Annotated in this window: 25 protein-coding genes and 1 pseudogene; 18 read left to right on the forward strand and 8 right to left on the reverse strand. The window is 73.9% G+C overall.

Features of this window, described 5'->3' with window-relative positions; genetic code table 11:
- The 10 genes and pseudogenes from C2L59_RS36755 to C2L59_RS36800 all read left to right on the forward strand — a co-directional run.
- Positions 1–232 (forward strand): annotated as a pseudogene (locus tag C2L59_RS36755) (hypothetical protein); the annotation flags it as partial.
- Entirely contained in the window at positions 229–1,362 is a 1,134-nt protein-coding gene (locus C2L59_RS36760; RefSeq protein ID WP_103354159.1) for a Gfo/Idh/MocA family protein, read from the forward strand. The pseudogene C2L59_RS36755 and the gene C2L59_RS36760, both read left to right, overlap by 4 nt.
- Positions 1,362–2,588: a Gfo/Idh/MocA family protein gene (locus C2L59_RS36765; protein WP_199199438.1), complete on the forward strand. Its 1,227-nt coding sequence runs from the start codon at positions 1,362–1,364 to the stop codon at positions 2,586–2,588. Before C2L59_RS36760 ends, C2L59_RS36765 begins: the two co-directional genes overlap by 1 nt.
- Positions 2,585–3,520 (forward strand): PmoA family protein, encoded by a 936-nt coding sequence (locus C2L59_RS36770; protein ID WP_103354163.1) that lies wholly within the window; start codon positions 2,585–2,587, stop codon positions 3,518–3,520. Before C2L59_RS36765 ends, C2L59_RS36770 begins: the two co-directional genes overlap by 4 nt.
- A 4-nt stretch (positions 3,521–3,524) precedes the next feature.
- On the forward strand, positions 3,525–4,811 hold the full coding sequence (locus C2L59_RS36775; RefSeq protein WP_103354164.1) for a polysaccharide lyase family 1 protein: 1,287 nt from the start codon (positions 3,525–3,527) through the stop codon (positions 4,809–4,811).
- A gap of 214 nt (positions 4,812–5,025) precedes the next feature.
- On the forward strand, positions 5,026–5,796 hold the full coding sequence (locus C2L59_RS36780) for a pectate lyase (protein WP_103354371.1): 771 nt from the start codon (positions 5,026–5,028) through the stop codon (positions 5,794–5,796).
- A 65-nt stretch (positions 5,797–5,861) separates the two neighbouring features.
- Positions 5,862–6,884, forward strand: a complete 1,023-nt coding sequence (locus C2L59_RS36785; RefSeq protein WP_103354165.1) for a pectinesterase family protein — start codon at positions 5,862–5,864, stop codon at positions 6,882–6,884.
- A gap of 111 nt (positions 6,885–6,995) precedes the next feature.
- Entirely contained in the window at positions 6,996–7,982 is a 987-nt protein-coding gene (locus tag C2L59_RS36790) for an arabinan endo-1,5-alpha-L-arabinosidase (protein WP_103354166.1), read from the forward strand.
- Positions 7,983–8,026: 44 nt separating this feature from the next.
- Positions 8,027–10,936: a beta-galactosidase gene (locus tag C2L59_RS36795; protein WP_103354168.1), complete on the forward strand. Its 2,910-nt coding sequence runs from the start codon at positions 8,027–8,029 to the stop codon at positions 10,934–10,936.
- Between the two features lie 44 nt (positions 10,937–10,980).
- Positions 10,981–11,340 carry an STAS domain-containing protein gene (locus C2L59_RS36800; RefSeq protein WP_103354170.1) on the forward strand — a complete coding sequence of 120 codons (360 nt, stop codon included), beginning with the start codon at positions 10,981–10,983 and terminating at the stop codon, positions 11,338–11,340.
- Here C2L59_RS36800 and C2L59_RS36805 read toward each other — a convergent pair.
- The gene (locus C2L59_RS36805; protein ID WP_233223878.1) at positions 11,327–13,402 is read right to left on the reverse strand and encodes an AfsR/SARP family transcriptional regulator; all 2,076 of its coding nucleotides are present in this window, start codon (positions 13,400–13,402) and stop codon (positions 11,327–11,329) included. The two genes, C2L59_RS36800 and C2L59_RS36805, sit on opposite strands and share 14 nt — an antisense overlap.
- 211 nt (positions 13,403–13,613) lie before the next feature.
- Between C2L59_RS36805 and C2L59_RS36810 the strand changes: the two genes are divergently transcribed.
- Positions 13,614–14,057: a DUF6294 family protein gene (locus C2L59_RS36810; RefSeq protein ID WP_103354171.1), complete on the forward strand. Its 444-nt coding sequence runs from the start codon at positions 13,614–13,616 to the stop codon at positions 14,055–14,057.
- Between the two features lie 21 nt (positions 14,058–14,078).
- On the opposite strand, the gene C2L59_RS36815 is transcribed toward C2L59_RS36810, so the two are convergent.
- On the reverse strand, positions 14,079–14,426 hold the full coding sequence (locus C2L59_RS36815) for a cytoplasmic protein (RefSeq protein WP_103354173.1): 348 nt from the start codon (positions 14,424–14,426) through the stop codon (positions 14,079–14,081).
- A gap of 37 nt (positions 14,427–14,463) precedes the next feature.
- Here C2L59_RS36815 and C2L59_RS36820 point away from each other — a divergent pair, with 37 nt between their 5' ends.
- On the forward strand, positions 14,464–15,057 hold the full coding sequence (locus C2L59_RS36820; RefSeq protein WP_103354174.1) for a TetR/AcrR family transcriptional regulator: 594 nt from the start codon (positions 14,464–14,466) through the stop codon (positions 15,055–15,057).
- On the opposite strand, the gene C2L59_RS36825 is transcribed toward C2L59_RS36820, so the two are convergent.
- On the reverse strand, positions 15,054–15,467 hold the full coding sequence (locus C2L59_RS36825; protein WP_103354176.1) for a hypothetical protein: 414 nt from the start codon (positions 15,465–15,467) through the stop codon (positions 15,054–15,056). The two genes, C2L59_RS36820 and C2L59_RS36825, sit on opposite strands and share 4 nt — an antisense overlap.
- 61 nt (positions 15,468–15,528) lie before the next feature.
- The gene (locus tag C2L59_RS36830) at positions 15,529–16,380 is read right to left on the reverse strand and encodes a universal stress protein (protein ID WP_103354178.1); all 852 of its coding nucleotides are present in this window, start codon (positions 16,378–16,380) and stop codon (positions 15,529–15,531) included.
- 214 nt (positions 16,381–16,594) lie between these two features.
- Here C2L59_RS36830 and C2L59_RS36835 point away from each other — a divergent pair, with 214 nt between their 5' ends.
- The 3 genes from C2L59_RS36835 (at position 16,595) to C2L59_RS36845 (ending at position 18,901) form a co-directional block, all read left to right on the forward strand.
- A complete protein-coding gene (locus tag C2L59_RS36835) occupies positions 16,595–17,374 on the forward strand; it encodes an A24 family peptidase (RefSeq protein WP_103354179.1) in 780 nt (259 codons plus the stop codon).
- A gap of 150 nt (positions 17,375–17,524) precedes the next feature.
- Complete coding sequence (locus C2L59_RS48325) at positions 17,525–17,884, forward strand: hypothetical protein (RefSeq protein ID WP_199199440.1); 360 nt, start codon at positions 17,525–17,527, stop codon at positions 17,882–17,884.
- A 48-nt stretch (positions 17,885–17,932) separates the two neighbouring features.
- On the forward strand, positions 17,933–18,901 hold the full coding sequence (locus C2L59_RS36845) for an epimerase (protein ID WP_103354180.1): 969 nt from the start codon (positions 17,933–17,935) through the stop codon (positions 18,899–18,901).
- 121 nt (positions 18,902–19,022) lie between these two features.
- Here C2L59_RS36845 and C2L59_RS36850 read toward each other — a convergent pair whose 3' ends face one another.
- On the reverse strand, positions 19,023–20,045 hold the full coding sequence (locus C2L59_RS36850) for a helix-turn-helix domain-containing protein (protein ID WP_103354182.1): 1,023 nt from the start codon (positions 20,043–20,045) through the stop codon (positions 19,023–19,025).
- A gap of 104 nt (positions 20,046–20,149) precedes the next feature.
- Between C2L59_RS36850 and C2L59_RS36855 the strand changes: the two genes are divergently transcribed.
- Positions 20,150–21,106, forward strand: coding sequence for an alpha/beta hydrolase (locus C2L59_RS36855; RefSeq protein ID WP_103354184.1), 957 nt, complete (start codon positions 20,150–20,152; stop codon positions 21,104–21,106).
- Between the two features lie 150 nt (positions 21,107–21,256).
- On the opposite strand, the gene C2L59_RS36860 is transcribed toward C2L59_RS36855, so the two are convergent.
- On the reverse strand, positions 21,257–22,294 hold the full coding sequence (locus C2L59_RS36860; RefSeq protein ID WP_103354185.1) for an NADPH:quinone reductase: 1,038 nt from the start codon (positions 22,292–22,294) through the stop codon (positions 21,257–21,259).
- 179 nt (positions 22,295–22,473) lie between these two features.
- Here C2L59_RS36860 and C2L59_RS48330 point away from each other — a divergent pair, with 179 nt between their 5' ends.
- Complete coding sequence (locus C2L59_RS48330) at positions 22,474–22,623, forward strand: hypothetical protein (protein WP_199199442.1); 150 nt, start codon at positions 22,474–22,476, stop codon at positions 22,621–22,623.
- A gap of 97 nt (positions 22,624–22,720) precedes the next feature.
- Positions 22,721–22,852 (forward strand): hypothetical protein, encoded by a 132-nt coding sequence (locus C2L59_RS49955; protein ID WP_020647431.1) that lies wholly within the window; start codon positions 22,721–22,723, stop codon positions 22,850–22,852.
- Positions 22,853–22,867: 15 nt separating this feature from the next.
- On the opposite strand, the gene glgC is transcribed toward C2L59_RS49955, so the two are convergent.
- Together glgC and glgA are read right to left on the reverse strand one after the other, a co-directional pair.
- The gene (glgC, locus tag C2L59_RS36865; protein WP_103354186.1) at positions 22,868–24,085 is read right to left on the reverse strand and encodes a glucose-1-phosphate adenylyltransferase; all 1,218 of its coding nucleotides are present in this window, start codon (positions 24,083–24,085) and stop codon (positions 22,868–22,870) included.
- The gene (gene glgA, locus C2L59_RS36870; RefSeq protein WP_103354187.1) at positions 24,082–25,236 is read right to left on the reverse strand and encodes a glycogen synthase; all 1,155 of its coding nucleotides are present in this window, start codon (positions 25,234–25,236) and stop codon (positions 24,082–24,084) included. The genes glgC and glgA overlap by 4 nt, the downstream gene beginning before the upstream one ends.
- Positions 25,237–25,277: the final 41 nt, after the last annotated feature.

The raw sequence follows: 25,277 nt of genomic DNA on the forward strand, positions 1-25,277 counted from the left end.
GGGGGTGGTGGTGGCGGTGCGGACCTGCGAGATGGTCGCCACCGGCGGCCCGGCGTGGCACCGGGCGTTCGTGACCGCGGCGCGGGAAACCGTGGCGGACCCCAGGAACGGCCTGCTGCTGGGCGCCGCGGCCGGCGTTTCCGCGCTGCTCGTCTGGATGCTGCCCATCCTCGCGCTGGTGGCCGCCGGGCCCCTCTGCCTCGCCGCCGTCGCGACCGGGGGCCGCCGATGATGCCGAGCGTGGTCGTCTTCGGTACGGCCGGTTATGCCGCACACCACCTGCGCCGGGCTCGTGCGCTGCACGACCGCGGCGAACTCGTGCTCGCCGGCGCGTGCGACGTCCGTGAACCCCCGGACGAGGCCCGTGCGCTGCTGCCCGGAGGTGCCGTGCTCACCCGGGACGCGGCCGAACTGCTCGCCCGGACCACCCCGGACATCGCCGTGGTCGCCACCCCGCCGCACACGCACCTGCGGCTCGCCAAGCTCGCCCTCACCGCGGGCTGCCACCTGCTCGTCGAGAAACCGCCGGTGCTCGACCTCGCGGCGTTCGAGGAACTCACCGCGCTGGCCCGCGGCCGCGCCTGCCAGACCGGCTTCCAGAGCTTCGGCTCGGCCGCCGTCCCGGTGGTGCGGGCGGCGATCGGGACCGGCGAGATCGGCACCGTCACCGGGATCGCCGCCGCCGGCGCGTGGATCCGGCGGGACCGGTACTTCGCCCGCGCCGAGTGGGCGGGCCGGCGGCGCGTCGGCGGGCAGCCGGTGGTGGACGGGGCCCTGACCAACCCCTTCGCGCACGCCGTGGCCACCGCCCTGCTGGTCAACGGCACCGCCGGAGTGCTGCCGGAACGGACCGCCGTCGAGCTGTACCGGGCCCGGGACATCGAGTCCGACGACACCGCGTGCGCCCGGCTGAGCTTCGCCGGGGCGCCGGACGTCGTCGTCGCCGCGACCCTCGGCGCGGAGGCCGACCACGAGCCGTACGTGCTGGTCCACGGCACGGAAGGCCGGATCCGCTGGCACTACAAGACGGACCTGGTCACCGTCGGCGACCGGCCGCGGCCGGTCGGGCCGCCGCGGGACCTGCTGGCCAACCTGGTCGCGCACGTCCGCGGCGGCGAGCCGCTGCTGGCCCCGCTGGCCGCCACCCGCGCGTTCACCGCGCTGGTGGCGGCGGTCCGCGACGCGCCCGAACCGCTGCCGCTGCCCGCCGAGTGGGTGCGGGCCGTGGGCAGCGGGCCCGAACGGCACTTCGTCGTGCCGGGCGTCGACCGCGACGTCGACACCGCGGCCGAGCGGCTCGCGCTGTTCTCCGAACTCGCCCTGCCCTGGACCGGCGCCGTGCTACCGGAACGAGAGAGGTGATGGCGGTGCGTCGCCACGCGATCATCGGCCTGGGCTCCCGCGCCCAGCTGGTCGCCCGGGCCCTGGCCGCGTCGCCGCGGGCGGAGCTCGCGGCCTTCTGCGACTCCAGCCGGACCCGGATGCGGGTCCACAACGAGTGGCTCGGCACCGGGATCCCCGGCTACCGGCCGGAGGACTTCGCCGCGATGCTGGCGAAGGAACGCATCGACGTCGTCGTGGTGTGCACCCCCGACCACACGCATGCCGATTACGTCGTCGCCGCGCTGCAGGCCGGCTGCGACGTGGTCACCGAAAAACCCATGACGACCGACGTAGAGGGTGCGCGGCGGATCCTGGCGGCCCGGCGCGAGACGGGCCGCTCGGTGCGGGTCGCCTTCAACTACCGGTACAACCCGGTGCACCGCCGGGTGCGCGAGCTGCTGGCCGGCGGCGCGATCGGGGAGATCGGCTCGGCCGAGTTCAGCTGGCTGCTCGACACCGCGCACGGCGCCGACTACTTCCGCCGCTGGCACCGGGACAAGGCGAACTCCGGCGGCCTGCTCGTGCACAAGTCGGGCCACCACTTCGACCTGGTCAACTGGTGGCTCGGCCGGGGCCCCGAGACGGTGTTCGCGCTGGGCCGGCTGTTCTTCTACGGCGACGAAGCCGGCCACCGCACGGACGGCGACCGGTTCGCACTGGACCTCGAAGCCTCGCCCAAGCTGCGCGCCCTCTACCGCGACGCCGAACCGGAAGACGGCTACGTCCGGAACCAGGACGTGTTCGCGCCCGGCGTCACCATCGAAGACGAACTGTCGGTGCTCGTGCGCCACCACGGCGGGGCGGTCCTGAACTACCACCTGCACGCGTATTCGCCGCGGGAGGGGTACCGCGTCGCGTTCGCCGGCCGCGAAGGGCGGCTGGAACTGGACGTCCGGGAGAACGAGTACGCCTCCGGCGCCGAGCCGGTGCCGAAGCAGGGGCGGGCCCGGCTGACCGTGCAACGGCACTGGGCCCCACCGGAAACCGTGTTCGACGGGCTCCTCGGCGACGGCCACGGCGGCGGCGACGAACGGATGCTCGCCGAGCTGCTCGGCGACGCCGCACCGGACGAGCTCGGCTGCGCGGCCGACCACGACGCCGGCTTGCAGGCCCTGCTCACCGGGCTGGCCGCGAACCGGTCTCTGGCCACCGGCCGCGCGGTCGCGGTGACCGAGCTGCTCGGGGAGATCGGGGAACCGGCGTGAGCCGGGCGGCGGTGGGGGACCTGTCGCTGGAGCCGGCCGGGTCCGGCGACGGCCGGGTGCGGGTCCGCCTCGGCGACGTCGTCCTGGCCGAGTACGTGGTCGCGCCGCCGACGCCGGCCGGGGACTCGCCGAAGCCCTACCTGCACCCGCTGCGGACCACCGCGGGGGAGGTGGTGACGGCGGTCCGGCCGCACGACCACACCTGGCACAACGGCCTGCAGTTCACCATGGCCCACCTCTCCGGCGAGAACTTCTGGGGCGGCCGCACCTACGTCCGCGGCCGCGGCTACACCCCGCTGGACAACAACGGCACCATCGGCCACGTCCGCTGGGAGGGCCTCGACGGCACCGCCGGCCACTGCGAGCTGCGGCACGAACTGGCCTGGCGCACGGCGGCCGGGCGGCGCTGGCTCACCGAGCACCGCACGCTCCGCTTCGGCGACGTCTCGGCCGGCGGCGGGCACTGGACGCTCACCTGGTCCAGCCGGCTGCGCAACACCAGTGGCCACGAGCTGCGGTGGGGGAGCCCGGTCACCGAAGGCCGCGATACCGCGGGCTACGGCGGCCTGTTCTGGCGCGGGCCGCGCTCGTTCGTCGGCGGCACGGTCCGGACGCCGGACGGCCGGTCCGCGGCCGACGCGATGGGGCACCGCGCACCGTGGCTGGCCTTCACCGGGCAGCACGACGAAAGCCTGCGCACCTCGACGCTGCTGTTCGCCGACAGCCCGGCGAACGCGGCCCACCCGACGGCCTGGTACGTCCGCGCCGAACCGTTCCCCGTGGTCAGTTTCGCCGCCACCTACCACCGGCCGTGGCTGCTCGAACCGGACGCGGAACTGACCCTGACCCACCACGTCGTCGTCATCGACGGCGACCCGGACACCGCCCGGCTGTCCGAGCTCGCGGCCCGGGCGGCCGAGCGAAGGAGCTGACGACATGCTTAGGAAGGTTTTCGCGGGGTGTCTCGCCCTGCTCGGACTCACGCTGACCGCGGCCCCCGCGTCCGCGCACGGCCGCGACCCCGGCCGGGTCGTGCTCGGAGCGCACGACGGCTGGGCCGCGGCGACCACCGGGACCACCGGCGGCTCGGCCGCGGCACCCGGGGACGTCCACACCGTGACCAAGCGATCGGAGCTGGCCGCGGCCCTCGCGGCGAACCCCGGCGCACCGAAGATCGTCGAGGTCCGCGGGACGATCGAGGGCAACGTCGATGCCGCGGACCGGCCGGCGAGCTGTGGAAGTTTCGCCGACCCGGCCTACACCCTCCCGGCGTACCTGGCCGCCTACGATCCCGCGACCTGGGGGAGAGTGCCGCCGTCCGGGCCGCTGGAGGAGGCCCGCGCGCGGTCGCAGGCCAACCAGGCCGGGCAGGTCGTGCTCGACGTCGGCCCGGACACGACGATCGTCGGGCTGGGCGCGCACGCCACCCTGCACGGGCTGACCCTGCGCGTCACCGGCGACAACGTGATCCTGCGCAACCTGCACTTCTCCGACGCCCACGACTGCTTCCCGCAGTGGGACCCGCTCGACACCGCGGACGGCAACTGGAACTCCGAGTACGACAACGTGGACCTGGCCGGCGCCACGCACGTCTGGGTGGACCACAACGAGTTCAGCGACGGCGGAAACGACCGGCAACCGTCCTACTTCGGCCGCAAGTACGAGGTCCACGACGGCCTGCTCGACATCGTCAACGGCGCGGATCTGGTCACCGTGTCCTACAACCGCCTGCACGACCACGACAAGACCATGCTGATCGGCAACACCGACAAGCCCACCTACGACGTCGGCAAGCTGCGGGTCACCCTGCACCACAACCTGTTCTCCGAGATCGGCCAGCGCGCGCCGCGGGTGCGGTACGGCCAGGTGCACGTCTACGACAACCTGTACCTGGTCAGGAATCCGGCCGCGTACACCTACTCGCTGGGCGTCGGCGTGCAGTCGCGGATCTACGCCGAGAACAACTTCTTCGGGATCCCGGCCGGGCTGCCGCTGGGGCAGCTGGTGCACTACTGGAAGGGAACCGTGCTGCACGCGACCGGCACGCTGGTCGCGCAGGGCTCGTCGTGGCCCCGGCCGGTGGACCTGCTGGCCGAGTACAACGCGGCCGACGACCCCGACCTCGGCCCGGACGTCGGCTGGACGCCGGGCCTGGTCGAACGCCTCGACCCGGCCTGGGCCGTCCCCGCGCTGGTGCTCGCGGGTGCCGGCCCCGGCCGCTGAGGGTCTTCGACACTTTCGCGTTTTCTGAAAACTTCCGGCCGCGGCGACCATCCGGGCGACATGCACGCCGCTGCGGCGAACGACATTGACACCCCGTGTCCGCAACCCGAAACTTCGGTACGAGAAAGCGCTTTCACAACCGGGTCGGACGTTTTCCATCAGCGCCGATTGAAGCTCGAGACCAGGGAGTGATGACGAAATGATTTCCCCAGCACTGTCCCGGATCACCCGGGTGGCGGCGGTCGCCGCCCTCGTGGTTTCGGCCGCGGTCGTCGCCGGCGCGACCGCGTCGGCCGCCTCCTGGCCGACCCCGGGCAGCAGCGTGCCGGTGCCCAAGACGATCAAGGTCACCAGCGGCACCTACGACGGCGGGCTCAAGCGGTTCTACGGCACCGGCGACCTCGGCACCGGCGGCCAGAGCGAGGACCAGGGCCCGATCTTCGAACTGTCGAACGGGACCACCCTGAAGAACGTCGTCCTCGGCAGCCCGGCCGCCGACGGCGTGCACTGCCTCGGCACCTGCACGCTGCTCAACGTGTGGTGGGAGGACGTCGGCGAGGACGCCGCGACCTTCAAGGGCACGTCCGCCTCGCAGACCATGACCATCGACGGCGGCGGCGCGCGCAAGGCGTCGGACAAGGTGTTCCAGCACAACGGCCCCGGCACCATGTACATCCGCAACTTCCAGGTCGAGGACTTCGGCAAGCTGTACCGCTCCTGCGGCAACTGCAAGACGCAGTACAAGCGCAACGTCGTCGTGGACAACGTCACCGCCACCGCGCCCGGCAAGGCGCTGGTCGGCATCAACACCAACTACGGTGACACCGCGAAGCTGACCCGGATCACCATCGTCGGCGACTCCGGCCGCAAGATCGAGCCCTGCACGAAGTACAAGGGCGTGACCAGCGGTGAGCCGACGAAGATCGGCAGCGGCCCGGACTCGACGAACTGCCTCTACACCGCGGCGAACATCACCTACAAGTAACCGACCCGCGCCGGGGGTGGCGGCCGCCGTCCGGTACCCCCGGCGCGTTCCACCGTGGAGGCGTCATGTTCAAGACCCTGCTCGTCGCGTCGGTCGTCGCCGGGGCGTCCCTGGCCGCCCCGGCGGCCGGCGCCGCGGCGGCGAACGTCGTCGTGGCGAAGGACGGATCCGGCAACTACCCGACCGTGCAGGCCGGGATCAACGCGGTCTCGGCGGGCGGCACGGTCTCGGTCAAACCCGGGACCTACCGCGAAGTCGTCTCGGTGCCGTCGGGCAAGACCGGGATCACCCTGCGCGGCACCACCGGGAAGGCCGCCGACGTCGTCGTCGACTACGACAACGCCAGCGGGACGAAGAAACCCGACGGCTCGACGTACGGGACGTCCGGGAGCGCGACCGCCACGATCGCCGCGAACGGCTTCACCGCGACCGCGCTGACCTTCCGCAACTCCTTCGACCGGGGCGCCCACCCGGAGATCAAGGACACCCAGGCCGTCGCGGTCAAGACCACCGGTGACCGGATGGTCTTCGACAACGTCACCTTCCTCGGGCACCAGGACACGCTGTACGCCGACACCGCGGCCGTCGGCACGGCCGGGCGCCAGTACTACCGCAACTGCGCCATCAGCGGCGACGTCGACTTCATGTTCGGCCGCGCCACCGCGGTGTTCGACCGGGCGACGATCACCGCGCTCGACCGCGGTTCCAGCAGCAACAACGGGTTCCTCACCGCGGCCAGCACCCGGCGGTCGAACCCGTACGGCTTCCTGATCGTCGGCAGCCGCGTGCTCAGCGCGGCGGCCAACGCGAGCTTCTACCTGGGCCGGCCGTGGCACCCGGGCGGGGACGTCGACGCCATCGCCCAGGTCCTGATCCGCGAGACGGCCCTGCCGGCGGCGATCAAGGCCGCGCCGTGGACCGACATGTCGGGCTTCTCGTGGAAGGACGCGCGGTTCTCCGAGTACCGCAACACCGGACCGGGCGCGGGGACCGGCACCGACCGGCCGCAGCTGCCCGCCGCGCAGGCCGGGAACTACACCGCGCAGAAGTACCTCGCGGGCGGCGACGGGTGGAACCCCGTGCACTGAGGACGTCGCGGGCCGGGCCGGGGGAGCACCCTCCGTCCGGCCCTTGACGCCCGGGGCGGGCGCCGCCGACCATGTGACCACAGCAGTTGTTAGCGCTAACAGAGGACTTCCATGAGCCTGCGCCGCCTCCCGGCCCTCGTCGCCGTCGCCGCCGCCCTGCTGAGCGCCCCCGCGGCGCAGGCCGCGACCTACCCGGACCCCGGCTACGTCACCGGGGACATCGAGGCGGTGCACGACCCGTCGATGATCCGCGCGGCGGACGGCAGCTACCTGCTCTACTCCACCGACCAGTACCTGCAGATCCGCCGCTCCACCGACCGGATCCACTTCACGAAGATCGGCTCGGTCTGGCCGAACGGGGCGCCGTGGACCGCGCCTTTCACCGATCCCGCCAAGCCGGAGTACCTGTGGGCGCCGGACATCTCGTTCCACAACGGCCGGTACCACCTGTACTACGCCGCCTCGTCGCTCGGCTCCCGCCACTCGGCGATCTTCCTGGCCACCAGCACGACCGGCCTCCCCGGCAGCTGGACGAACCAGGGCATCGTCGTGCAGACGAGCACGAGCGACGACTACAACGCGATCGACCCGAACCTGTTCGTCGACTCGTCCGGCCGCTGGTGGCTGAGCTTCGGCTCCTGGTGGACGGGCATCAAGCTGATCCGGCTCGACCCGGCGACCGGCAAGCGCAGCACCAGCGACACCGCGCTGCGCGGCATCGCCCAGCGCACCGGCGGCACGACGGCCGAAGAAGCGCCGTACATCATCCAGCACGGCGGCTACCACTACCTGTTCGTCTCGTGGGACCTGTGCTGCCAGGGCACGAAGAGCACCTACCGCGTGATGGCCGGCCGGTCGACGTCGATCACCGGGCCGTACACCGATCGCAACGGTGTCCGGCTGACGGCGGGCGGCGGCACGCAGATCCTGGCGAGCCACGGCGCGGTCCACGGCCCCGGCCACGTCGCCGTGCTGCACGATTCCGACGCCGACGTGCTGATCTACCACTACTACTACTCGGACGCGACCCCGCTGACGGGCAAGCTCGGCATCAACCTCATCGGCTACGACAGCGCCGGCTGGCCGTACGTCTATTGAGCTCGTATAACGACCTATACCTCGCCCGACCGGAGAGTCCAGCCATGCGCCGGTTCCTGTCCCTGTTCGTCAGCCTGCTCGTCACGGCCGGCCTTGCTGCCGCACCGGCGCCGGCCGCCCCGGCGGCGGCGCCGGTGCAGCACCAGGTCAGCTTCGACAAGTACTCGCTGATGCTGGACGGCCGCCGCCAGCTCGTCTGGTCGGGCGAGTTCCACCCGTTCCGGCTGCCGAGCCCGGACCTGTGGCGGGACGTGCTGCAGAAGATGAAGGCCACCGGCTACACGGCGGTCTCGATCTACTTCGACTGGAACTACCACTCGCCCGCGCCGGGGGTGTACGACTTCACCGGCGTCCGGGACATGGACCGGGTCCTGGACCTCGCCGCGGAAGCGGGCCTGTACGTCATCGCCCGGCCCGGCCCGTACATCAACGCCGAAGTCACCGGTGGCGGTTTCCCGGCGTGGCTGAGCACCCAGGCCGGCCGGGCGCGCAGCGACGCGCCGGACTACCTCGCCGCGGCCGACGAGTGGCTGACGCGGATCGACCGGATCATCGGCCGCCACCAGTACACCGACGGCCGCGGTCCGGTGATCCTCTACCAGATCGAGAACGAGCTGGCCGCGACCGGCACCGCCCAGCGCAACTACGTCAGGCACCTCCACGACAAGGTGCGGGCGGACGGGATCGCCGTCCCGGTGTTCCACAACGACAAGGGCCGCAACGGGATCTGGGTGCCGCCGGGCTCCGGCGTGCCCGGCACCGTGGCGGGCGAGGTCGACCTCTACGCCTTCGACGGCTACCCCGGTGGCGCCTGCCGGACCGACGCGACGCCGGGCAACCCGAACACCGCGCCGGACTGGGGCACCTACGGGCCGGGCGGGGCGAAGGGCGGCGCGAGCGCGTCGCCGGACACGCCCGGGTTCGTCGCGGAGTTCGGCGGCGGCTGGTTCGACTACTGGGGCAGCAACGGCACCTACCCGTGCACGGCCGTCCGGCAGGGGCCGGGCTACGAACGCGTCTTCTACGGCACGAACCTGGCGAACGGCCTGACGCTCCAGAACTTCTACATGACGTTCGGCGGCACCTCATGGGGCTGGTTGCCGGCGCCGGTCGTCTACTCCTCCTACGACTACGGCGCGGCGATCGACGAAGGCCGTCAGCTGCGGCCCAAGGCGCTGACGATGAAGGAGCTGGGCTACTTCCTCGCCACCGTCCCGGATCTGGCGAAGCTGGAGCACGGCGAGCCGGTGACGCCGTCGTCGGCCGCGGTGAAGGTCTACCACAACGTCAACCCGGACACCGGCGTCCACTTCTACCTGCCGGTGCACTCGCCGTCGAACGCGACGACCGACGACAGCTTCACCTTCCCGCTGTCCACACCGGACGGTGCCTATACCGTGCCGGTCCGGCTGAACGGGCAGGACGCCAAGCACCTGGTCGCGAACTTCGACGTCGCCGGGCAGCACCTGGTGTACTCGACGTCGGAGCTGATGGCGCAGGCGGCCGGCACCGTGCTGCTGCACGGCCGGCCGGGCGAGGACGGCCAGACGGTGCTGCGGTACGCCTCCCAGCCGCGGGTGGACGTCCTGGCCGGGGCGGTCACGACCACCTGGACCGGCCACGACCTGCGCCTGGACTACCGGCACGACGGGCTGGCGCGGGTCCGGATCAGCGGCGGCGGCCGCCCGGCCGTCACGCTGCTGCTCGCCGACGACGCCACCGCCGGCACGTTCTGGCCGGCCAACGACGTCCTCGTACGCGGGCCGGACCTGGTGCGCACGGCGCAACCCGGCCGGTGGACGACGCTGACCGGGGACACGAAGGCACCACGGGAGCTCGAGGTGTGGGGTGCCCGCAGCCCGGTGGTGCGGTGGAACGGCACGCCGGTGCCGGTGCGGCCGACCGCGTCGGGCAGCCTGCTCGCCGTCCGGCCGCTGCCCGGGCCGGCCGACCCGCGGCTGCCCGGGCTCACCGGCTGGCGCTCGGCCCCCGGCTCCCCGGAAGCCGAGCCGGGCTACGACGATGCGGCGTGGCCCGCCGCGGACCGGACCATGACCAGCAGCACCACGCCGCCCCCGGCCGGGCAGCCGGTGCTGACGGCCGACGACTACGGCTTCGGCGTCGGGGACGTCTGGTACCGCGGCCGGTTCACCGGGACCCCGGGGGAGCAGCTCGGCCTGCGCTACGGCGGCGGCGGGGCCGGGATGCTGCAGGCGTGGCTGGACGGCCATTATCTCGGCCAGCACGTCCTGCCGTCCGCGCCGGCCGCGCCGCCGACGACCGGCACGGCCGCGTTCACCGTGCCCGAAGACCTGCGCAGCGACGGCCCGCACGTGCTTTCGGTGATGGTGCGGAACAACGGCCACAACGAGGACGGCGGCGTCAACGACGCCCACAAGGAAGGGCGCGGGCTGATTTCGACGTCGCTGACCGGCGTCGCGTGGAAGCTCCAGGGCGGGACGCCCGACCCGGTGCGCGGTCCGCTGAACAACGGCGGCCTGGCGGGCGAGCGCGCGGGCTGGACCCTGCCGGGCTTCCCCGACCGCGCCTGGACGCCGGCGGCCGTCCCCGCGCCGGCGGCGGCGCCGGGGACGACGTGGTACCGCACGACGTTCTCGTTGCGCGTCCCGCGTGGCCAGGACACGTCGGTGGGCCTGACGATCGGCGACCCGGCGAAGCCGCGGTCCGGCGGCCGGTACCGGGTCCTGGTCTTCCTCAACGGCTGGAACGTCGGCCAGTACATCGGGGACGTCGGGCCGCAGCACACTTTCGCGCTGCCGGACGGGATTCTCGACGCCCACGGCCGCAACACCCTGGCGCTGGCGGTGACCAGCGACGGCGGTGCGGGCAACGGCCTGGAACGGGTCGCGCTGACGGATCTGGGGTCGGCGCGGGGCGGTGTCCCGGTGCGGCCGGTCGCCTCACCGGGTTTGGCCGCGCCCGCGGCGGGGTAGTGGGTGATCACCCGAACGTGATCCCGTGTGGAAGGAGCCCGTCGATGACCGTCCTCGACCCGTCCGCCCTGCTGCTCACCGCGACGACCGCGGAGCCCCGGCCGGGAACTCTGCGGGTCACGGTCACCGGCGAGATCGACATGGCCACGTGCCCGCGCCTCGACGCCGAGCTCGAGCGGGCGGTGGCGGCGGCACCGGAGCGGCTGGTCGTCGACCTGGTGGGGGTCGGCTTCTGCGGCGTCACGGGCGTGGCTTCGCTGGGCCGGTTGCGGACCCGGTGCCGCGAAGCGGGAATCGACCTGGCCCTGAAGCCGTCTTGGGTGGTCACCCGGGCGCTGGACAACGCGGCGATCGCCCCGCTGTTCCGGGTGGAAGGCCGTCAGGAGCAGGTCATCGCGCGGTGACCGGCGGCCCGGTGAACGTCCGGGCCTCTTCGCCGGCCGCGGCCAGTTCGCGTTCCGCGGCCGCCGCGTCGCCCGGTGCGCCCCGGCGGCGGAGGGCTTCGGCGTGGCGGCGCCGGGAAAACACCACCGCCGGCCAGTGGGCCAGCGCGAGGTTGTGCCGGACCGCGGCCCGCAGGTGCGTCACCGCCCGGTCCGCGTCGCCGGTGGTCAGGGCCGTCGTGCCCATCGGGTGGTGGACCGAGCCGAAGCAGGCGGCGCCCAGGCTCGCCATGGCCGGCAGGTGGCCGAACGGGCGCAGCAGCTCGTGGATCCGCGCCGCCGTCGCGGGGTCGTCCAGGAGGTAGGCCGTTTCCGCCGCGCCGCACAGGGAAAGCAGCCACGTGCTCGACCGCGGCAGCGCGCCCGGGTCTTCGCCGCACAGGCGGGCCGGCGCGCCCGCCGCCGTCCGGCGGTCGCCGGCCGAGGCCGCCGCCACCGACAAGGCCGCGTAGTACGAGTCGTCGACGAGGCTCAGGGTCGGCGAGTGCATCAGGCCGTCCAGCACCGGCACCAGTTCCCCCAGCCGGCCCTGGAACCACCGGATGGCCACCAACTGCGCGCCGTACCAGCCCAGGGCGTCGTAGTCGCCCGCTGCCTGGCCGAGTTCGGCGCACGCCTGCGCCCCTTCTTCGGCCTCGCGGAACCGTCCGGCCCGGATGTGCAGCATGACGTGCAGCGCGTCCGCCACGAAGCCCGCCGCCAGGTGCTTGCGCTCGGCCAGGAGGTCGTCCAGCTCGCCGAGGCGCCGCTCGGCGTGCGGGTCCGCGGCGAGGAACGAGTCGACGGCGTCCCACAGCACGCCCATCACCAGGTCGGTGCGCCGCCCCGAGTGGCCGCTCACCGCGACCAGCTCGGTGGCCAGCGCGTGCCGCAGGTGCGTGTGGTCGGGGCCGAGCAGGCAGTGGTGGGCGAGGCTGAGCGCTTCGGCGTGCGCGACCGGGTCGCCCGCCGCCCGGGTCCGCTCGGCGACCCCGAGGATCCGCTCGTGCGTGCCGGCTTCGTAGTCCAGTTCGGCCGCGAGCCGCGCGCGGAGCCGGTGGCCGAGCGAGGACTCCGGGTCCACCCGGTCCAGCGCGTACCGCACCCGCGTCAGCAGCGACGCCGACGCCGCGCACGTCCGGTGTTCGTGCACCCACACGCCGCCCAGGCCGAGGGCCGCGCGAGCGAGTGTCCCGGTGTCGCCGGTCCGTTCGGCGCGGAGGTAGGCGGTTTCGAAGTGTTCGCGGCCGGTCCGGAGGTCGCCGTCCTCGAGCAGCGCGTGCTCGCCGGCGGCCAGGGCGTCGTCGGGGGCGGTCACCACGGCCTCGGCGCGCACCGCGAGCAGCGCCGGGTCGTGGGCCAGCACCCGGCGGTGCACCTGCGCCAGTACCGGGGACGGCTCGACGCCGGAGGCGGTGATCAGGCCGTGGCGGGCCCGCCGGAACGCTTCGAGCGCGTCACCCTGCCGCCCGGCCCGGTAGAGCGCCGTCATCAGCTGCGCCCACAGCCGTTCGTGGCCGGGGAACGCGGCGGTCAGCGTCTCCAGCTCGGCGATCAGGCCGGTGTCTTCGCCGGTGGCGAGGTCGGCGTCGATCCGGTGCCGGACGGCGTTGTGCCGCAGCCGGTCGAGCCGCATCCCTTCGGCGGCCAGGGTTTCGACGTCGGCGAACTCCTCGTAGGCGCCCCCGCGCCACAGGGCCAGCGCGGCGGCGGGTTCCCCGGCCGCGAGGGCCCGCCGTCCCTCGGCGGCGAGCTGTTCGAACCGCGTGGCGTCGAGGGCCGGGGGCGGCAGGTGCAGCACGTACCCGGGGGACCGGGTCAGCAGCACGCCGGCGTCGACCGTGCCGCGCAGGCACGAGAGGTAGGTGCGCACGGTCCGGTCGGCGTGCGCGGGCGCCCGCTCGCCCCACAGCGCCCGGCCCAGCGCGGGGACGCCGACGACCCGGCCCCCTTCCGCTGCCAGCACCGCCAGCAGGGCGCGCAGGCGCGGCCCGCCGACGTCCCGCAGCTCTCCGCCGACCCGCACCTCGAACGGTCCCAGCACCCGGAGGTCCACTCCGCCCGTGCCCGCCCCTCCGCGCGCGGGTGTGCCGCGCGCTTCGGCGTACAGGAGCGGCGCGCGTCGCCCGGGATACGTCCGACAGCGGGATAAATGTCCGTCGACGAACTGTCGACGGATTGTCGAGCGCGGTGGCCAGTCTCGGTGCCACGGGCCGAAGGGGTCCGCCAACCACCGGTTCTTCGGGAGGACGTCCATGGAACGCACGATTCGGGGTCTCGCACCGGTTCTCGCCGCCGCGGCGGCGGGGACGGCGCTGCTGTCGGGTGCCCCGGCGGCCCAAGCCGCGCCGGCGCACTCCGCGGCCGTGCTGGAGGTGAAGAGCGCGACGTGGGGCCAGCTGCACGTCGGGGACTGCGAGCAGGACAACGGCACCATCGTGATCCGCTCGGACGGCACGGGTGACTGGAGCGCGACGACGCTGACCTTCCAGACGCACTCCGGCGACGTCTGGCACTCCGGCTTCGACTTCAAGACCACGGCCGGGACGAAGCTGTTCTCGGCGGGCACGTTCGACAGCCCGCGGATGAACGACGGCAACCCGCCGCCGCGCTACTTCTGGACGAAGCACTTCACCTTCGACGCGGCACTCTTCGGTGCCGTCGACATTTTCAAGACCAACCAGCACTCGAGCTGCTGACGGGGTGAGGGCCGCGCTGGGTCACGGTGCGCCGGGGCCCAGCGCGGTGCCCGCGACGGCCCCGCCGGGACGGGGTTCCTTCAGCTCGACGAAGAACGAGTGCGTCGGCGTCTCGCCGATGTTCTCGCCCGAGTGCTCCTGGGCGGCGACCCAGCGCACCGCGCCGGCGGGCAGGTCCACCTGCACCTCGCGGCCGCCGGCCGAGATCCGGCGGCTGAACGCGCTCAGCGTGACCATCACCGTGTCGGGGTGGCGGTGCGGTGCCGTCCGGTCGCCGGGGCCGTCCCGGTACTCCAGGACCCGCACCCGCTCATTCTCGAAGACCACCCGGTACAGCTCGGGGTTCGTGTCGGCCGGGTCACCGGTCATGGCCGCCTCCTTCGTGGGACTGGAGTACCATGATGGCATGGCAGTACCGTATGAGTCCACGGGCCGGAGCCGGCAGAAGGGACGGACCCGGGCGGCACTGGTCGCGGCGGCCCACGAACTGCTCGCCGAGGGCCGCTCGCCGACGGTCGAAGACGCGGCCGAGGCGGCCGGCATCTCCCGCACCACGGCCTACCGCTACTTCCCCAACCAGCGCGCGTTGCTGCTGGCCGCCTACCCGGAGATCCAGGACGACGCGGGCCTGCTGCCCGCGGACGCGCCGGCCGACCCCGCGGCCCGCCTCGCCCTGGTGATGCGCGCGTTCGTCGAGTTCACGCTGCGCTGGGAGCCGCAGCTGCGCGCGCAGCTGCGGCTGTCACTGGAATCCGGCGCGCCGCAGCCGGTGCTGCGGCGCGGCCGGGCGATCCGCTGGATCGAGGAGGCGCTCGCCCCGCTGGCCGGCACGCACCCGGAGGTCGACGTCCGGGGCCTGGCCGTGGCCATCCGGTCGGCGACCGGCATCGAGTCCCTGGTGTGGCTCACCGACATCGGCGGCCTGGACCGCGACCGGGCGGCCGCGGTGCTGGCCGGTTCGGCGCAGGCCATCCTGCGCGCGGCGCTCGACCCGAGCTAGCTGATCGGCACGGTCGCCGTGCAGGACTCGGTGCCGTTGTCGAACGTCGCCGCCGCCGAGCCCACCGACGTGGCCGGCACGTCGGTGCCCGTCGGCGTCGTGAAGGTGGTGCTGCCGGTCGTCGGCAGGGACCGCGTGTACACCGTGTGCGTCGTCGATCCGGTGCGGTAGGAGATCCGCAGGGACACCTTGCCCACGGCGTCGCCGATGTAGGGCCCCGACGTGGTGTACCCGTTCATGATGCGGTGGTAGCCACCGGAAGTGTCGTACCGGAGGGTGAACGTGCCGCTGTAGGCGCCCGCGTGGCAGACGGCCGTCCGCTGGACGATCGTGGCCGCCTGCGCCGGGGCGGCCGGTACCGTCACGCCGGCCAGCAGCGCCACCAGCCCGGCTGTTACCGCAGTCTTCATCTTCGTCCTCCCGCTCGGTCCGCCGTCATCCTGCCCCCGCCCGCTTCCGTCCCGCTTCCGTTCACGCGGTGGTGCGCACCAGCAGGACCGGGCAGGCGGCGTGGTGCAGGAGCGCCTGGCCGGTGCTGCCGAGCAGCAGGCCGGGGAACCCGCCGCGGCCGCGGTCGCCGAGGACGACGAGCTGGGCCGCGGCGCTGCGCTCGACGAGCTCCCGCCGCGGGTGGGCGTGCACCACGACCTGCTCGACCGCGACGTCGCCGGTGTCGTGGGCGAGGACCCGCTCGCCGAGCAGCCGGCGCCCCGCCTCGGTGACGCACCGCGGGTCCCGGTGCGGCGGGGGAGTGTCCGCCCAGGCGTGCAGGACGACCAGCGGTGCCCGGCGCGCGCGGGCCTCGGCGACGGCGGCGACCAGCACCCGGCCGCCGGCGTCGCTGCCGTCGATGCCGGTGACGACCGGGCGGGCGGCCGCGGCGGGTTCGTCCCAGCTGTCCCCGCGGACGACGACGGTGTCGCAGCGCGCGTGGGTGCCGACGGCCGCGGCGACCGAACCGGCGAGCAGGCTGGTAAGCCTGCCGTGCCCGGCCGACCCGACGACGAGCAGCGCGGCCGCGCGCGAGGCCCCGATCAGCGCCTGGGCGGCCCGGTCGGGATCGAGCCGGGCGGCGGCTTCGGGCACCCCCTGTGCGGCGGCGAGCTCCTGCGCGGTCCGCAGCGCGCGCCGGCCCCGGGCGCGCAGGGCGTCGACCATCTCCTCGGGCGGCGGCACGACCCCGCCGGCGACCAGCGCCGGGACGTCGAGGGCGTGCACGATCTCGAGCGGCGCGTCCCGCAGCCGCGCGGCCCAGCGGACGGCATCGAGCGACTCGGCCGACCCGTCCACCCCGGCAACGATCGGCCCTCCGGCGGCGGTCATCCTCCAGACTGTAGGCGCGGCCGCCCACGCCGGGGACCCCTAAGTCGCGTACCCGGACGGTCGGCTTGCGTACCGGGATGGTCGGCTCGTGTACCTGGGCGGTCGGCTTGCGTGCCTGGGCGGTCGGCTTGGCCGGACGTCTGTCGTCCGGTCGCGGGCGGGACCGGGGTCGGGCATGATCTGCGGCGTCCCGACCTGATCCCGGAGGAGCCCGATGGCGGTGCTGGTCGTGACGGCGGCCGTGCTGGGGCTGCTCGCCGGTTCCTTCCTCAACGTCGTGGTCCACCGGGTGCCGCGGGGCGAATCGGTCGTCCGGCCGCCGTCGCGGTGCCCGGACTGCGGGCGGGGGATCCGCGCGCGGCACAACGTGCCCGTCTTCGGCTGGCTCGTGCTGCGCGGCCGGTGCGCCGGCTGCGGTTCCCGGATCAGCGTCCGGTACCCGCTGGCCGAGCTGGGCACCGCGGTGCTGTTCGCGCTGCTGGCGCTGCGGTTCGGCCCGGCCGACCTGCCCGCCTTCCTGTACTTCGGCGCGATCGGGATCGCGCTCGCCCTGATCGACCTCGACTGCCGCCGCCTGCCGAACGCGATCGTGCTGCCGTCCTACCCGGTCCTCGCCGTCCTGCTGACCGCGTCGGCCTGGTACCGCGGCGACTGGTGGTCGCTGGCCCGCGCCGGCCTCGGCGGCGCCGCGCTGTTCGCCTGCTACCTCGCCCTCGCCCTGGCCTACCCGGCCGGCATGGGCTTCGGCGACGTCCGGCTCGCCGGCATCCTCGGCGGCGTGCTCGGGTACGTGTCCTGGGCGGCGCTGCTGATCGGGGCGTTCGGCGGGTTCCTGCTCGGCGCGGTCGCCGGCGTCGTCGTCCTCGCGGCCGGCAAGGGCGACCGCAAGACGGCGTTGCCGTTCGGGCCGTTCATGATCGCCGCCGCCCTCGTCGCGCTCTTCGCGGCCGGCCCGCTCGGGCAGGCATACCAGCGGCTGACCGGCCTGGCCTGAGCGCTCACCGGTCCCCGGACCAGCTGAGCACGGGCACCTGGCGGGCGCCCGGCACCGGGTTCGCCGGATCGCCGTCCACGTAGGCCACCCGGGCCCGGGCCGCCGGCGTCCCGGGGCGTGCACGTCCCCGCGCCGGGACAGACGCCGGCAGTGCCGTTGCCGGCGACCGGCACCGGCCGGGGGAGCGCGTCGGCCCGCACCGCCGAAGCCGGGCAGGCCGGGACGGGCCGGCCGCGGCCGTCGACGGGCTTGCCGACGCCGGCCGTCACGGTCTGGACGAGAATCGGGAAGTTCTCGGCGTCGGTCAGCCGGAGCCACCGCGTCCCGGTCGCGCCGGGGAACGACGCGGTGGCCCGGCCGGGCACGCCGGCGATGCCGAACTGCTTGCTGCCGTTGCCGTTCGCGGTGTTCCCGGCGGGCGCCGGGCCGGCCGCGAACCAGGTGAGCACGACGGTGGCCAGGGCACCGGCCGCAACCGGGAGCCGCCACCTGGGCATCGGGCAGAGTTGAACATGTTCAACTCTTTCGATACCGTCGGGTTCGTCGAAAGGGGCGGTCGTGAAGGTCGTGATTCCGGGGGGCACCGGACACCTGGGGCGGGTGCTGGGCCGGGCGCTGGCGGGGCAGGGGCACGAGGTCGTGGTGCTGACCCGGCGGGCGGCGCCGCCGGAGCCGGGGGTGCGCCACGTCCATTGGGACGGGCGGCGCGCCGGGCCGTGGACGGCGGAGATCGACGGCAGCGACGTCGTGCTGAACCTGGCCGGCCGGTCGGTGAACTGCCGCTACACCCGGGCGAACCTGCGGGAGATGATGAACTCCCGCGTCGACTCGGCCCGGGTGGTCGGCGGCGCGATCGAGCGCGCGGCGCGCCCGCCGCGCGTCTGGCTGCAGATGAGCACGGCGACGATCTACGCGCACACGTCCGGCCCGCCGAACGACGAAGCGACGGGCACCCTCGGCGGCGCCGAGCCGGACGTGCCCGCGTACTGGGCGTACAGCGTCGACATCGCGAAGGCGTGGGAGCGCGAGCAGGACGTGGCGGACACCCCGCACACGCGCAAGGTCGCGCTGCGCACGGCGATGGTGATGAGCCGGGAACCGGGCGGCGCGTTCACGATGCTGCTGCGCCTGGCCCGGCTCGGCCTGGGCGGCCCGGTGGCGGGCGGCGCGCAGTACCTGTCCTGGATCCACGACGACGACCTGGTCCGGGCGATCGGGTTCCTGATCGGCCGCGACGACGTGCGCGGGCCGGTGAACCTGGCGGCCCCGGAACCGTTGCCCTACCGCGACTTCCTCCGCGTGCTGCGCACGGCGGCGGGGATCCCGGTGGGCCTGCCGGCGACGAGGTGGATGGCGGAGATCGGCGCGTTCGTGCTCCGCAGCGACACGGAACTGCTGCTGAAGAGCCGCCGGGTGGTCCCGGGCCGCCTGCTGGAGGCGGGTTTCGAGTTCACCCACCCGAAGTGGCCCGCGGCGGCCGAGGACCTGGTCCGCCGTTCACGCGCCCCCCTGACCCCGGTCACCTGACCCGCCCGACCGTCCAGGTACGCGAGCCGGCCATCCACATACGCGAGCCGACCATCCAGGTACGCGAGCCGCCCGCGCCGGCCGGTCAGCCCACTCAGCCCACTCAGTCCACACAGGACGGTCAACCCAGCTCGGCGTTGTCGCGCAGCCGCCGCAACACCAGGGCCAGGTGCAACCGGAACCTTCCCGCCGGGGAATCCACCTCGAACCCCAGCACCGCCGCCGCGCGGGCCAGGCGGGCCGGCATCGTGCTGTGGTGCCGGTGCAGCACCGCCGCCGCCTTGCGGGCCGAGCCCGTTGCGCACAGGGCGTCCAACGCCGCCAATGTGTCTTCGCCGTGGGGTTCGGCCGCCAGGCGGTCGAGGCCGCGGATGTCCGGGAGCTCGGCCAGCTCCGCCGGGCCCAGCTTGCCCGCCACGGCCGCCAAACCGCCCAGCCGCTCCCACCACACCAGCGGCTCGGCCGCCGACGTGAACCTCAGTGCCGTCCGGGCCGCCGCCCACGACCGGGGAGCCTCCAGCGCCGGCCCGTCCGGGCCGATGCCCGCGCGGGCGCCGTCCGGCAGCGAGGCCACCTCGCCCGGCAGCAGCACCACCCGCACCCCGCCCAGCCGGGCCGACCGGCCGGCCAGCGCGTCGACGCCGGTGCCCGCCAGCACGCGCAGCCGGGTCGACGGGCCGAAGCCGAGCAGGTGCAGGGCCCGGGACCGCTCCGCCGTGCCCGCGTCCGAAGACAGCGCCAGCTCGACCAGCGCCGGATCGCCCAGCTCGGGCCGCGGGACGCCGGAGTGCTCCAGCAGGATGGCCGTGGCGATCGCGAACCGTTCCAGCAGCATGTCGTCGAGCGGGACCGGCTCGCCCGCCCGGGCCACCCACACCACCACGCCGGCTTCCAGCGTCCGCGTGGCCGCCCCCGCGGGCACGCCGCCGGCGGTCACGGTGTCGGCTCCCGGTGACGCGCACAGCGAGAACCCCTGGCCCGGCGCGTGCACGCCGACCGGGCAGCCGGCCAGGCCCGCCGTGCTGTGCACCAGCGTGTCCAGGCCGGCGCGGCCGGCGATCAGGCGGTCGAAGAACCCGATCACCCGCACGGCGTTCTCGGCGTCGGCGTCGAGCCCGGACAGCCTCAGCAGCAGCCCCTTCATCCCGCCACGATAGGCGCGCCCGCCGCCGGATGGCGAGGATCGGCGCGGCAACGCCCGCCGGGTGGCGGTGGCCGGGGTCACGCCCGGCGGCCGATGATCGGACCATGACCTACGCGATCGATCCCGAGCTGCTGCCGTGGCTGGACATGCTCCCGGCCGTGACCCTCACCGACCACGAGGCCCTGCTGTCCGCACGTTCCTCGATGGCCCAGCTCGCCGAAGTGCTGCCGGCCTGCGAACCGGCGCAGCCCCTCGACGTCCGCGACACCGCCGTGCCCGGGCCGTCCGACGCCCCCGACGTCCCGGTGCGCGTCTACGCGCCGGCGAACCGCACCGCGGCGGCGCCCGGCCTGCTCTACATCCACGGCGGCGGCTTCGTCATGGGCGACCTGGACACCTTCGACGCCCACCTGCTGCGCCTGGTCGACGAGCTCGGGATCGTGATCGTTTCGGTGGACTACCGCCTGGCGCCCGAACACCCGTTCCCGGCTCCGGTCGAGGACTGCTACGCCGCCCTGGCCTGGGTCGCCGCCAAGGCCGGCGAGCTGGGCATCGACCCGGCCCGGCTCGGCGTGGCCGGCGAGAGCGCCGGCGGCGGGCTCGCGGCCGCGGTCGCCCTGCTGGCCCGCGACCGCGGCGGCCCGGAGCTGTCCTTCCAGTACCTCGGCATCCCGGAACTGGACGACCGGCTCGCCACGCCGTCGATGCGCGCCTACACCGACACGCCGGTCTGGAACCGGCCGAACGCGATCTTCAGCTGGACGAGCTACCTCGGCGCGGAACCGGGCGGCGCCGACGTCTCGCCCTACGCCGCGCCGTCCCGCGCCACCGATCTAGCCGGGCTGCCGCCGGCGTTCGTGACGACGTGCCAGTTCGACCCGCTGCGCGACGAAGGCATCGACTACGCGCAGCGGCTGGCCCACGCCGGTGTGCCGGTCGACCTGCGCCTGTACCCGGGCACCTTCCACGGGTCCTCGCTGGTCGAGACGGCGGCGGTCTCGCGCCGCATGTTCGCCGACGAACTCGACGCGCTGCGGCGCGGCCTCGGCATCGAAAGCTGACCGGCGGCCGACGCCGGGACGCGGCCCGCCATTTGCCCGCGGGCCGCGTCCTGCGGGACGAAATCGGCCTCCCCGTCCCGGCCCCGGTTTCCGGTCCGTGAAGCCACAATCACGGACATCGAGTCCCGGAAATGCGGCTCCCACGGAACATCAGCCGGCGGCCGTGACGTCGATCAGCACCTTTCCGGTGACGCCGTCTTCCGATGCGGCATGCGCTTTCGCCGTCTCGGAAAGCGGGAACCGGTGGACCGGTACGCCGTGGTCCTCGTCGAGCCGCAGCGCGCCGTCGGCGAAGGCCGCGGTGATGTCCTCGGTGCCGGCGCGCAGCTTGTCCTCGCCCACCGTGTAGAGCACCAGGAACTGGTAGCGCACGTTCAGCCACAGCGCCGGCCCGAAGTCCAGCGCGATGGTGCCGGTGCCCCGGTCGTCGCCGTAGGCCGCGACCGTGCCGCGCGGGCGCAGCACCTCCGTGTGCAGCTTCGCGTTGACCCCCGCCGCGACTTCGACCACCACGTCGACGCCCTCGGGCGCGACCTCGCGGACGCGCGCGGCGAGTTCCGGGTCGGGGTACCGCAGCACGTGCTGGGCGCCCGCGGCGCGGGCGAGGGCGGCCTTCTCGTCGCTGCTGACCGTCGCGACCACCGTCGCCCCGGCCCAGCGGGCCAGCTGGATCGCCGCGTTGCCGACCGCGCCCGCGCCGCCGCTGACCAGCACCGTGCGGCCGTCGAGCGCGCCGGGGGACAGGCGCGACGGCCCGTCTTCGGCGACGGTGAGCGCCCGGTGCGCGGTCAGGGCCGGGACGCCGAACCCGGCTCCCTCGTCGAACCCGGCGCCGTCGGGCAGCCGGACGAGCTTCGCCGCCGGGAGCACCGTGTACTCCTGCGCGGTGCCGGACAGCGGCCCGTACGCGCCGGCGATGACCGTCCACACGCGGTCGCCGGGGGCGAAGCCGGTGACGTCCGGGCCGACCGCGTCGACCACGCCCGCGCCGTCCTGGTTGGGCACGGTTTCCGGGACCTCGGCCCCGGGCTCGGCGCGCAGCCCGCTGCGCGCTTTCCAGTCGGTGGGGTTGACCGCGGACACCACGATCCGGACGCGGACCTCGCCGGGCCCGGGGTCGGCGGCCGGGCGTTCGGTCGGCGACAGGACCTCGGGACCGCCGTGGCGGCGGTAGACGACTGCTTTCATGCCGGGTGCAATCCCGGGCGTGGCCGGGTTATTCCCGGCGTGCCGGGAATGGGGCCTCGGTAAATGGCTTTTCCGGCCGCGGCCGGAAAGGGAAATCGACGCGCGGGGATGATCCCCCGGGCGGGCGATTTTCCGTGCCGGCGTCAGCGAAATCGGCGGCCGTCCCAGAAACTGGGCGCGTGGGAGAGGAAAAGCGCACCCCGGGGGACGAACGGCCGAAGCGCGACGACGGTGAGCCGACGCCGATCTTCGACGCCGTGTTCAGCGCGACGCGGGCCCAGGCGAATACGCCGGAACCGGCCGCGGAACCGGAGGAAACCGGGCGGTGAGCGGACACGGCCCGCCGATGTGCGGCACTTCGTTCGACGTCCGCAGCGAACATGTAGCATCCCGGGTGCACGGGCACCCGCGCTTGAGGAGTGAGCTTTGGCCGGCGTCGTGAACAGCATGATCGCCGCCGAGTACGCGGCGGGCGCGTCGATCTCCGAGCTCGCCGAGCGGTGGGGGATCGACCCGCGCCAGGTCGTCGAACGGATCTCGGCGGCCGCCCGCTCCTGAGCCGGAGCGCCCGGCTCAGATCGCCCGTTCCCCCTTGCCCAGCACGACGATGCCGCCCTCGCTGACGTGGTAGTGCCCGCGGTCGCGGGCCAGGTCGACCCCGATGTGCGCACCCGGCGGCACCACGACGTTCTTGTCCAGGATCGCCCGCCGCACCACCGCGCCGCGGCCGACGCGGGCGCCGTCGAGCAGCACCGAGCCCTGCACCACCGCGCCCTGTTCGACGATGACGTCGGGGGAGAGGACCGAGTCGACGACCTGCGCCCCGGAGATGATGCAGCCGTTGCTGACGATCGACTGGTTCGCCGAGCCGCCCTCGACGAACTTCGCCGCCGCCCGCTGGCCGGGGTGGGCGAGGATCGGCCACCGCCGGTTGTAGAGGTTGAAGATCGGGTGCGTCGAGATGAGGTCGGTGTGCGCCTCGTAGTAGCTGTCGATCGTCCCGACGTCGCGCCAGTAGCCGTGGTCGCGTTCGGTCTCGCCGGGCACGACGTTGGTGTTGAAGTCGTAGACGGCGGCTTCGCCCGACTTGACCAGCGCCGGGATGATGTCGCGGCCCATGTCGTGGTGCGAGGCGGCGTTTTCCGCGTCGGCGTAGAGCGCTTCCAGCATCACCTTCGTGGTGAAGATGTAGTTGCCCATGGACACGTACGCCTCTTCGGGGGAGTCCGGCAGCCCCGGCGGGTCGGCGGGCTTCTCCATGAAGGCGTCGATCAGCAGCCCGTCGGTGGTCCGGATGACCCCGAACGAGCTCGCTTCCTTCCGCGGCACGCGGATGCCGGCGACGGTGACGCCCGCGCCGGAGGAGATGTGCGCCTCGAGCATCTGCCGCGGGTCCATCCGGTAGATGTTGTCCGCGCCGAACACCGCGATGTACTCGGGGTTCTCGTCGTGCACGAGGTTGAGGCTCTGGTGGATGGCGTCGGCACTGCCCTGGTACCAGCGCGGGCCCAGCCGCTGCTGCGCCGGCACCGGCGTGACGTACTCGCCGGTCAGCGCCGAGAGCCGCCAGGTCGTCGAGATGTGCCGGTCGAGCGAGTGCGACTTGTACTGCGTCAGCACGCACAGCCGGCGGATCCCGCCGTGCACCAGGTTCGACAGCACGAAGTCGATCAACCGGTGCGTGCCGCCGAAGGGCACCGCCGGTTTCGCCCGGTCCGCCGTCAGCGGCATCAGGCGCTTGCCCTCCCCGCCCGCGAGCACGATGCCCAGGACATGGCATTCGCTGTTCACAGCGACCTCCCGCACGCCTCGTAGAGGGCGACCGTCCGCTCGGCGATCGCCTTCCAGCCGAACTCGCCGACCGCGCGCTCGCGGCCGGCGGTGCCCATCGCGGCGGCCCGGTCCCCGGCGTCGACCACTTCGTTCAGCGCATCGGCCAGGCCCGCCTCGAACGCTCCCGCGTCCCCTTCGTCGTAATGCACGAGCAGCCCGGTCCGGCCGTCGTCGACGACCTCCGGGATGCCGCCGACGTCGCTGGCCACCACCGGGGTGCCGCACGCCATCGCCTCCAGGTTCACGATGCCGAGCGGCTCGTAGACCGACGGGCAGGCGAACACCGCGGCGTGCGTCAGCAGCTGCACGACCTCGTCGCGGGGCAGCATCTCCGGGATCCAGCGGACGCCGGTGCGGGTCTTCTCCAGCTCGGCGACCAGGCCGCGGAACTCCGCGTCGAGCTCCGGGGTGTCGGCGCCGCCCGCGCACAGCACGAGCTGGACGCCGGGGTCGAGCGAGGCGCCGGCGCGGACGAGGTGCGGGACGCCCTTCTGCCGGGTGATCCGGCCGACGAACAGCACGTACGGCCGGTCCGGGTCGATGCCGTGCTTGGCCAGCGCGTCGGTGCGCGGGTCGGGCCGGTAGAGCGTGGTGTCGATGCCGTTGTGGATCACGTGCACGCGCTCGGGCGGCACCGAGGGGTAAGCGGCGAGGACGTCCCGGCGCATGCCGCCGCTGACCGCGACGATCGCGTCGGCGGCTTCGTAGGCTTCGCGTTCGATCCAGGACGAGACGCGGTAACCGCCGCCGAGCTGCTCGGCCTTCCACGGCCGCAGCGGCTCCAGCGAGTGCGCGGTGACGACGTGCGGGATCCCGTGCGTCATCTTCGCGAGGTGCCCGGCCAGGTTCGCGTACCAGGTGTGGCTGTGCGCGAGGTCGTGGCCTTCGAGGGCGTTCGCCATGGACACGGCGATGTCCATGGTCGTGAACGCGGGCTGGCGGTAGCCGTGCGGATCGGTGTGCCCGGTGGCGTCGGCGCGGTCCGCGCCCCAGCAGTGCACGTCGAGGTCGACCAGCGGCCGCAACTCCCGGGCGAGGAACTCAACGTGGACCCCGGCGCCGCCGTAGACTTCCGGCGGGTATTCGCGGGTGAGCAGGCCGACCTTCATGATGCGAACCCTATGGCCTTTCCCGGCCGCGGCGCAGTCTG

The sequence above is a fragment of the Amycolatopsis sp. CA-128772 genome, assembly GCF_002904295.1.
Classification (GTDB): domain Bacteria; phylum Actinomycetota; class Actinomycetes; order Mycobacteriales; family Pseudonocardiaceae; genus Amycolatopsis.

Excerpts from the sequence above, each read along its gene's own strand:
- C2L59_RS36760 (WP_103354159.1), top strand. The coding sequence starts at position 229 with ATGATGCCGAGCGTGGTCGTCTTCGGTACGGCCGGTTATGCCGCACAC.
- C2L59_RS36765 (WP_199199438.1), top strand. The coding sequence starts at position 1,362 with ATGGCGGTGCGTCGCCACGCGATCATCGGCCTGGGCTCCCGCGCCCAG.
- C2L59_RS36775 (WP_103354164.1), top strand. The coding sequence starts at position 3,525 with ATGCTTAGGAAGGTTTTCGCGGGGTGTCTCGCCCTGCTCGGACTCACG.
- C2L59_RS36785 (WP_103354165.1), top strand. The coding sequence starts at position 5,862 with ATGTTCAAGACCCTGCTCGTCGCGTCGGTCGTCGCCGGGGCGTCCCTG.
- C2L59_RS36790 (WP_103354166.1), top strand. The coding sequence starts at position 6,996 with ATGAGCCTGCGCCGCCTCCCGGCCCTCGTCGCCGTCGCCGCCGCCCTG.
- C2L59_RS36795 (WP_103354168.1), top strand. The coding sequence starts at position 8,027 with ATGCGCCGGTTCCTGTCCCTGTTCGTCAGCCTGCTCGTCACGGCCGGC.
- C2L59_RS36800 (WP_103354170.1), top strand. The coding sequence starts at position 10,981 with ATGACCGTCCTCGACCCGTCCGCCCTGCTGCTCACCGCGACGACCGCG.
- C2L59_RS36810 (WP_103354171.1), top strand. The coding sequence starts at position 13,614 with ATGGAACGCACGATTCGGGGTCTCGCACCGGTTCTCGCCGCCGCGGCG.
- C2L59_RS36815 (WP_103354173.1), bottom strand. The coding sequence starts at position 14,426 with ATGACCGGTGACCCGGCCGACACGAACCCCGAGCTGTACCGGGTGGTC.
- C2L59_RS36820 (WP_103354174.1), top strand. The coding sequence starts at position 14,464 with ATGGCAGTACCGTATGAGTCCACGGGCCGGAGCCGGCAGAAGGGACGG.
- C2L59_RS36825 (WP_103354176.1), bottom strand. The coding sequence starts at position 15,467 with ATGAAGACTGCGGTAACAGCCGGGCTGGTGGCGCTGCTGGCCGGCGTG.
- C2L59_RS36830 (WP_103354178.1), bottom strand. The coding sequence starts at position 16,380 with ATGACCGCCGCCGGAGGGCCGATCGTTGCCGGGGTGGACGGGTCGGCC.
- C2L59_RS36835 (WP_103354179.1), top strand. The coding sequence starts at position 16,595 with ATGGCGGTGCTGGTCGTGACGGCGGCCGTGCTGGGGCTGCTCGCCGGT.
- C2L59_RS36850 (WP_103354182.1), bottom strand. The coding sequence starts at position 20,045 with ATGAAGGGGCTGCTGCTGAGGCTGTCCGGGCTCGACGCCGACGCCGAG.
- C2L59_RS36855 (WP_103354184.1), top strand. The coding sequence starts at position 20,150 with ATGACCTACGCGATCGATCCCGAGCTGCTGCCGTGGCTGGACATGCTC.
- C2L59_RS36860 (WP_103354185.1), bottom strand. The coding sequence starts at position 22,294 with ATGAAAGCAGTCGTCTACCGCCGCCACGGCGGTCCCGAGGTCCTGTCG.
- glgA (WP_103354187.1), bottom strand. The coding sequence starts at position 25,236 with ATGAAGGTCGGCCTGCTCACCCGCGAATACCCGCCGGAAGTCTACGGC.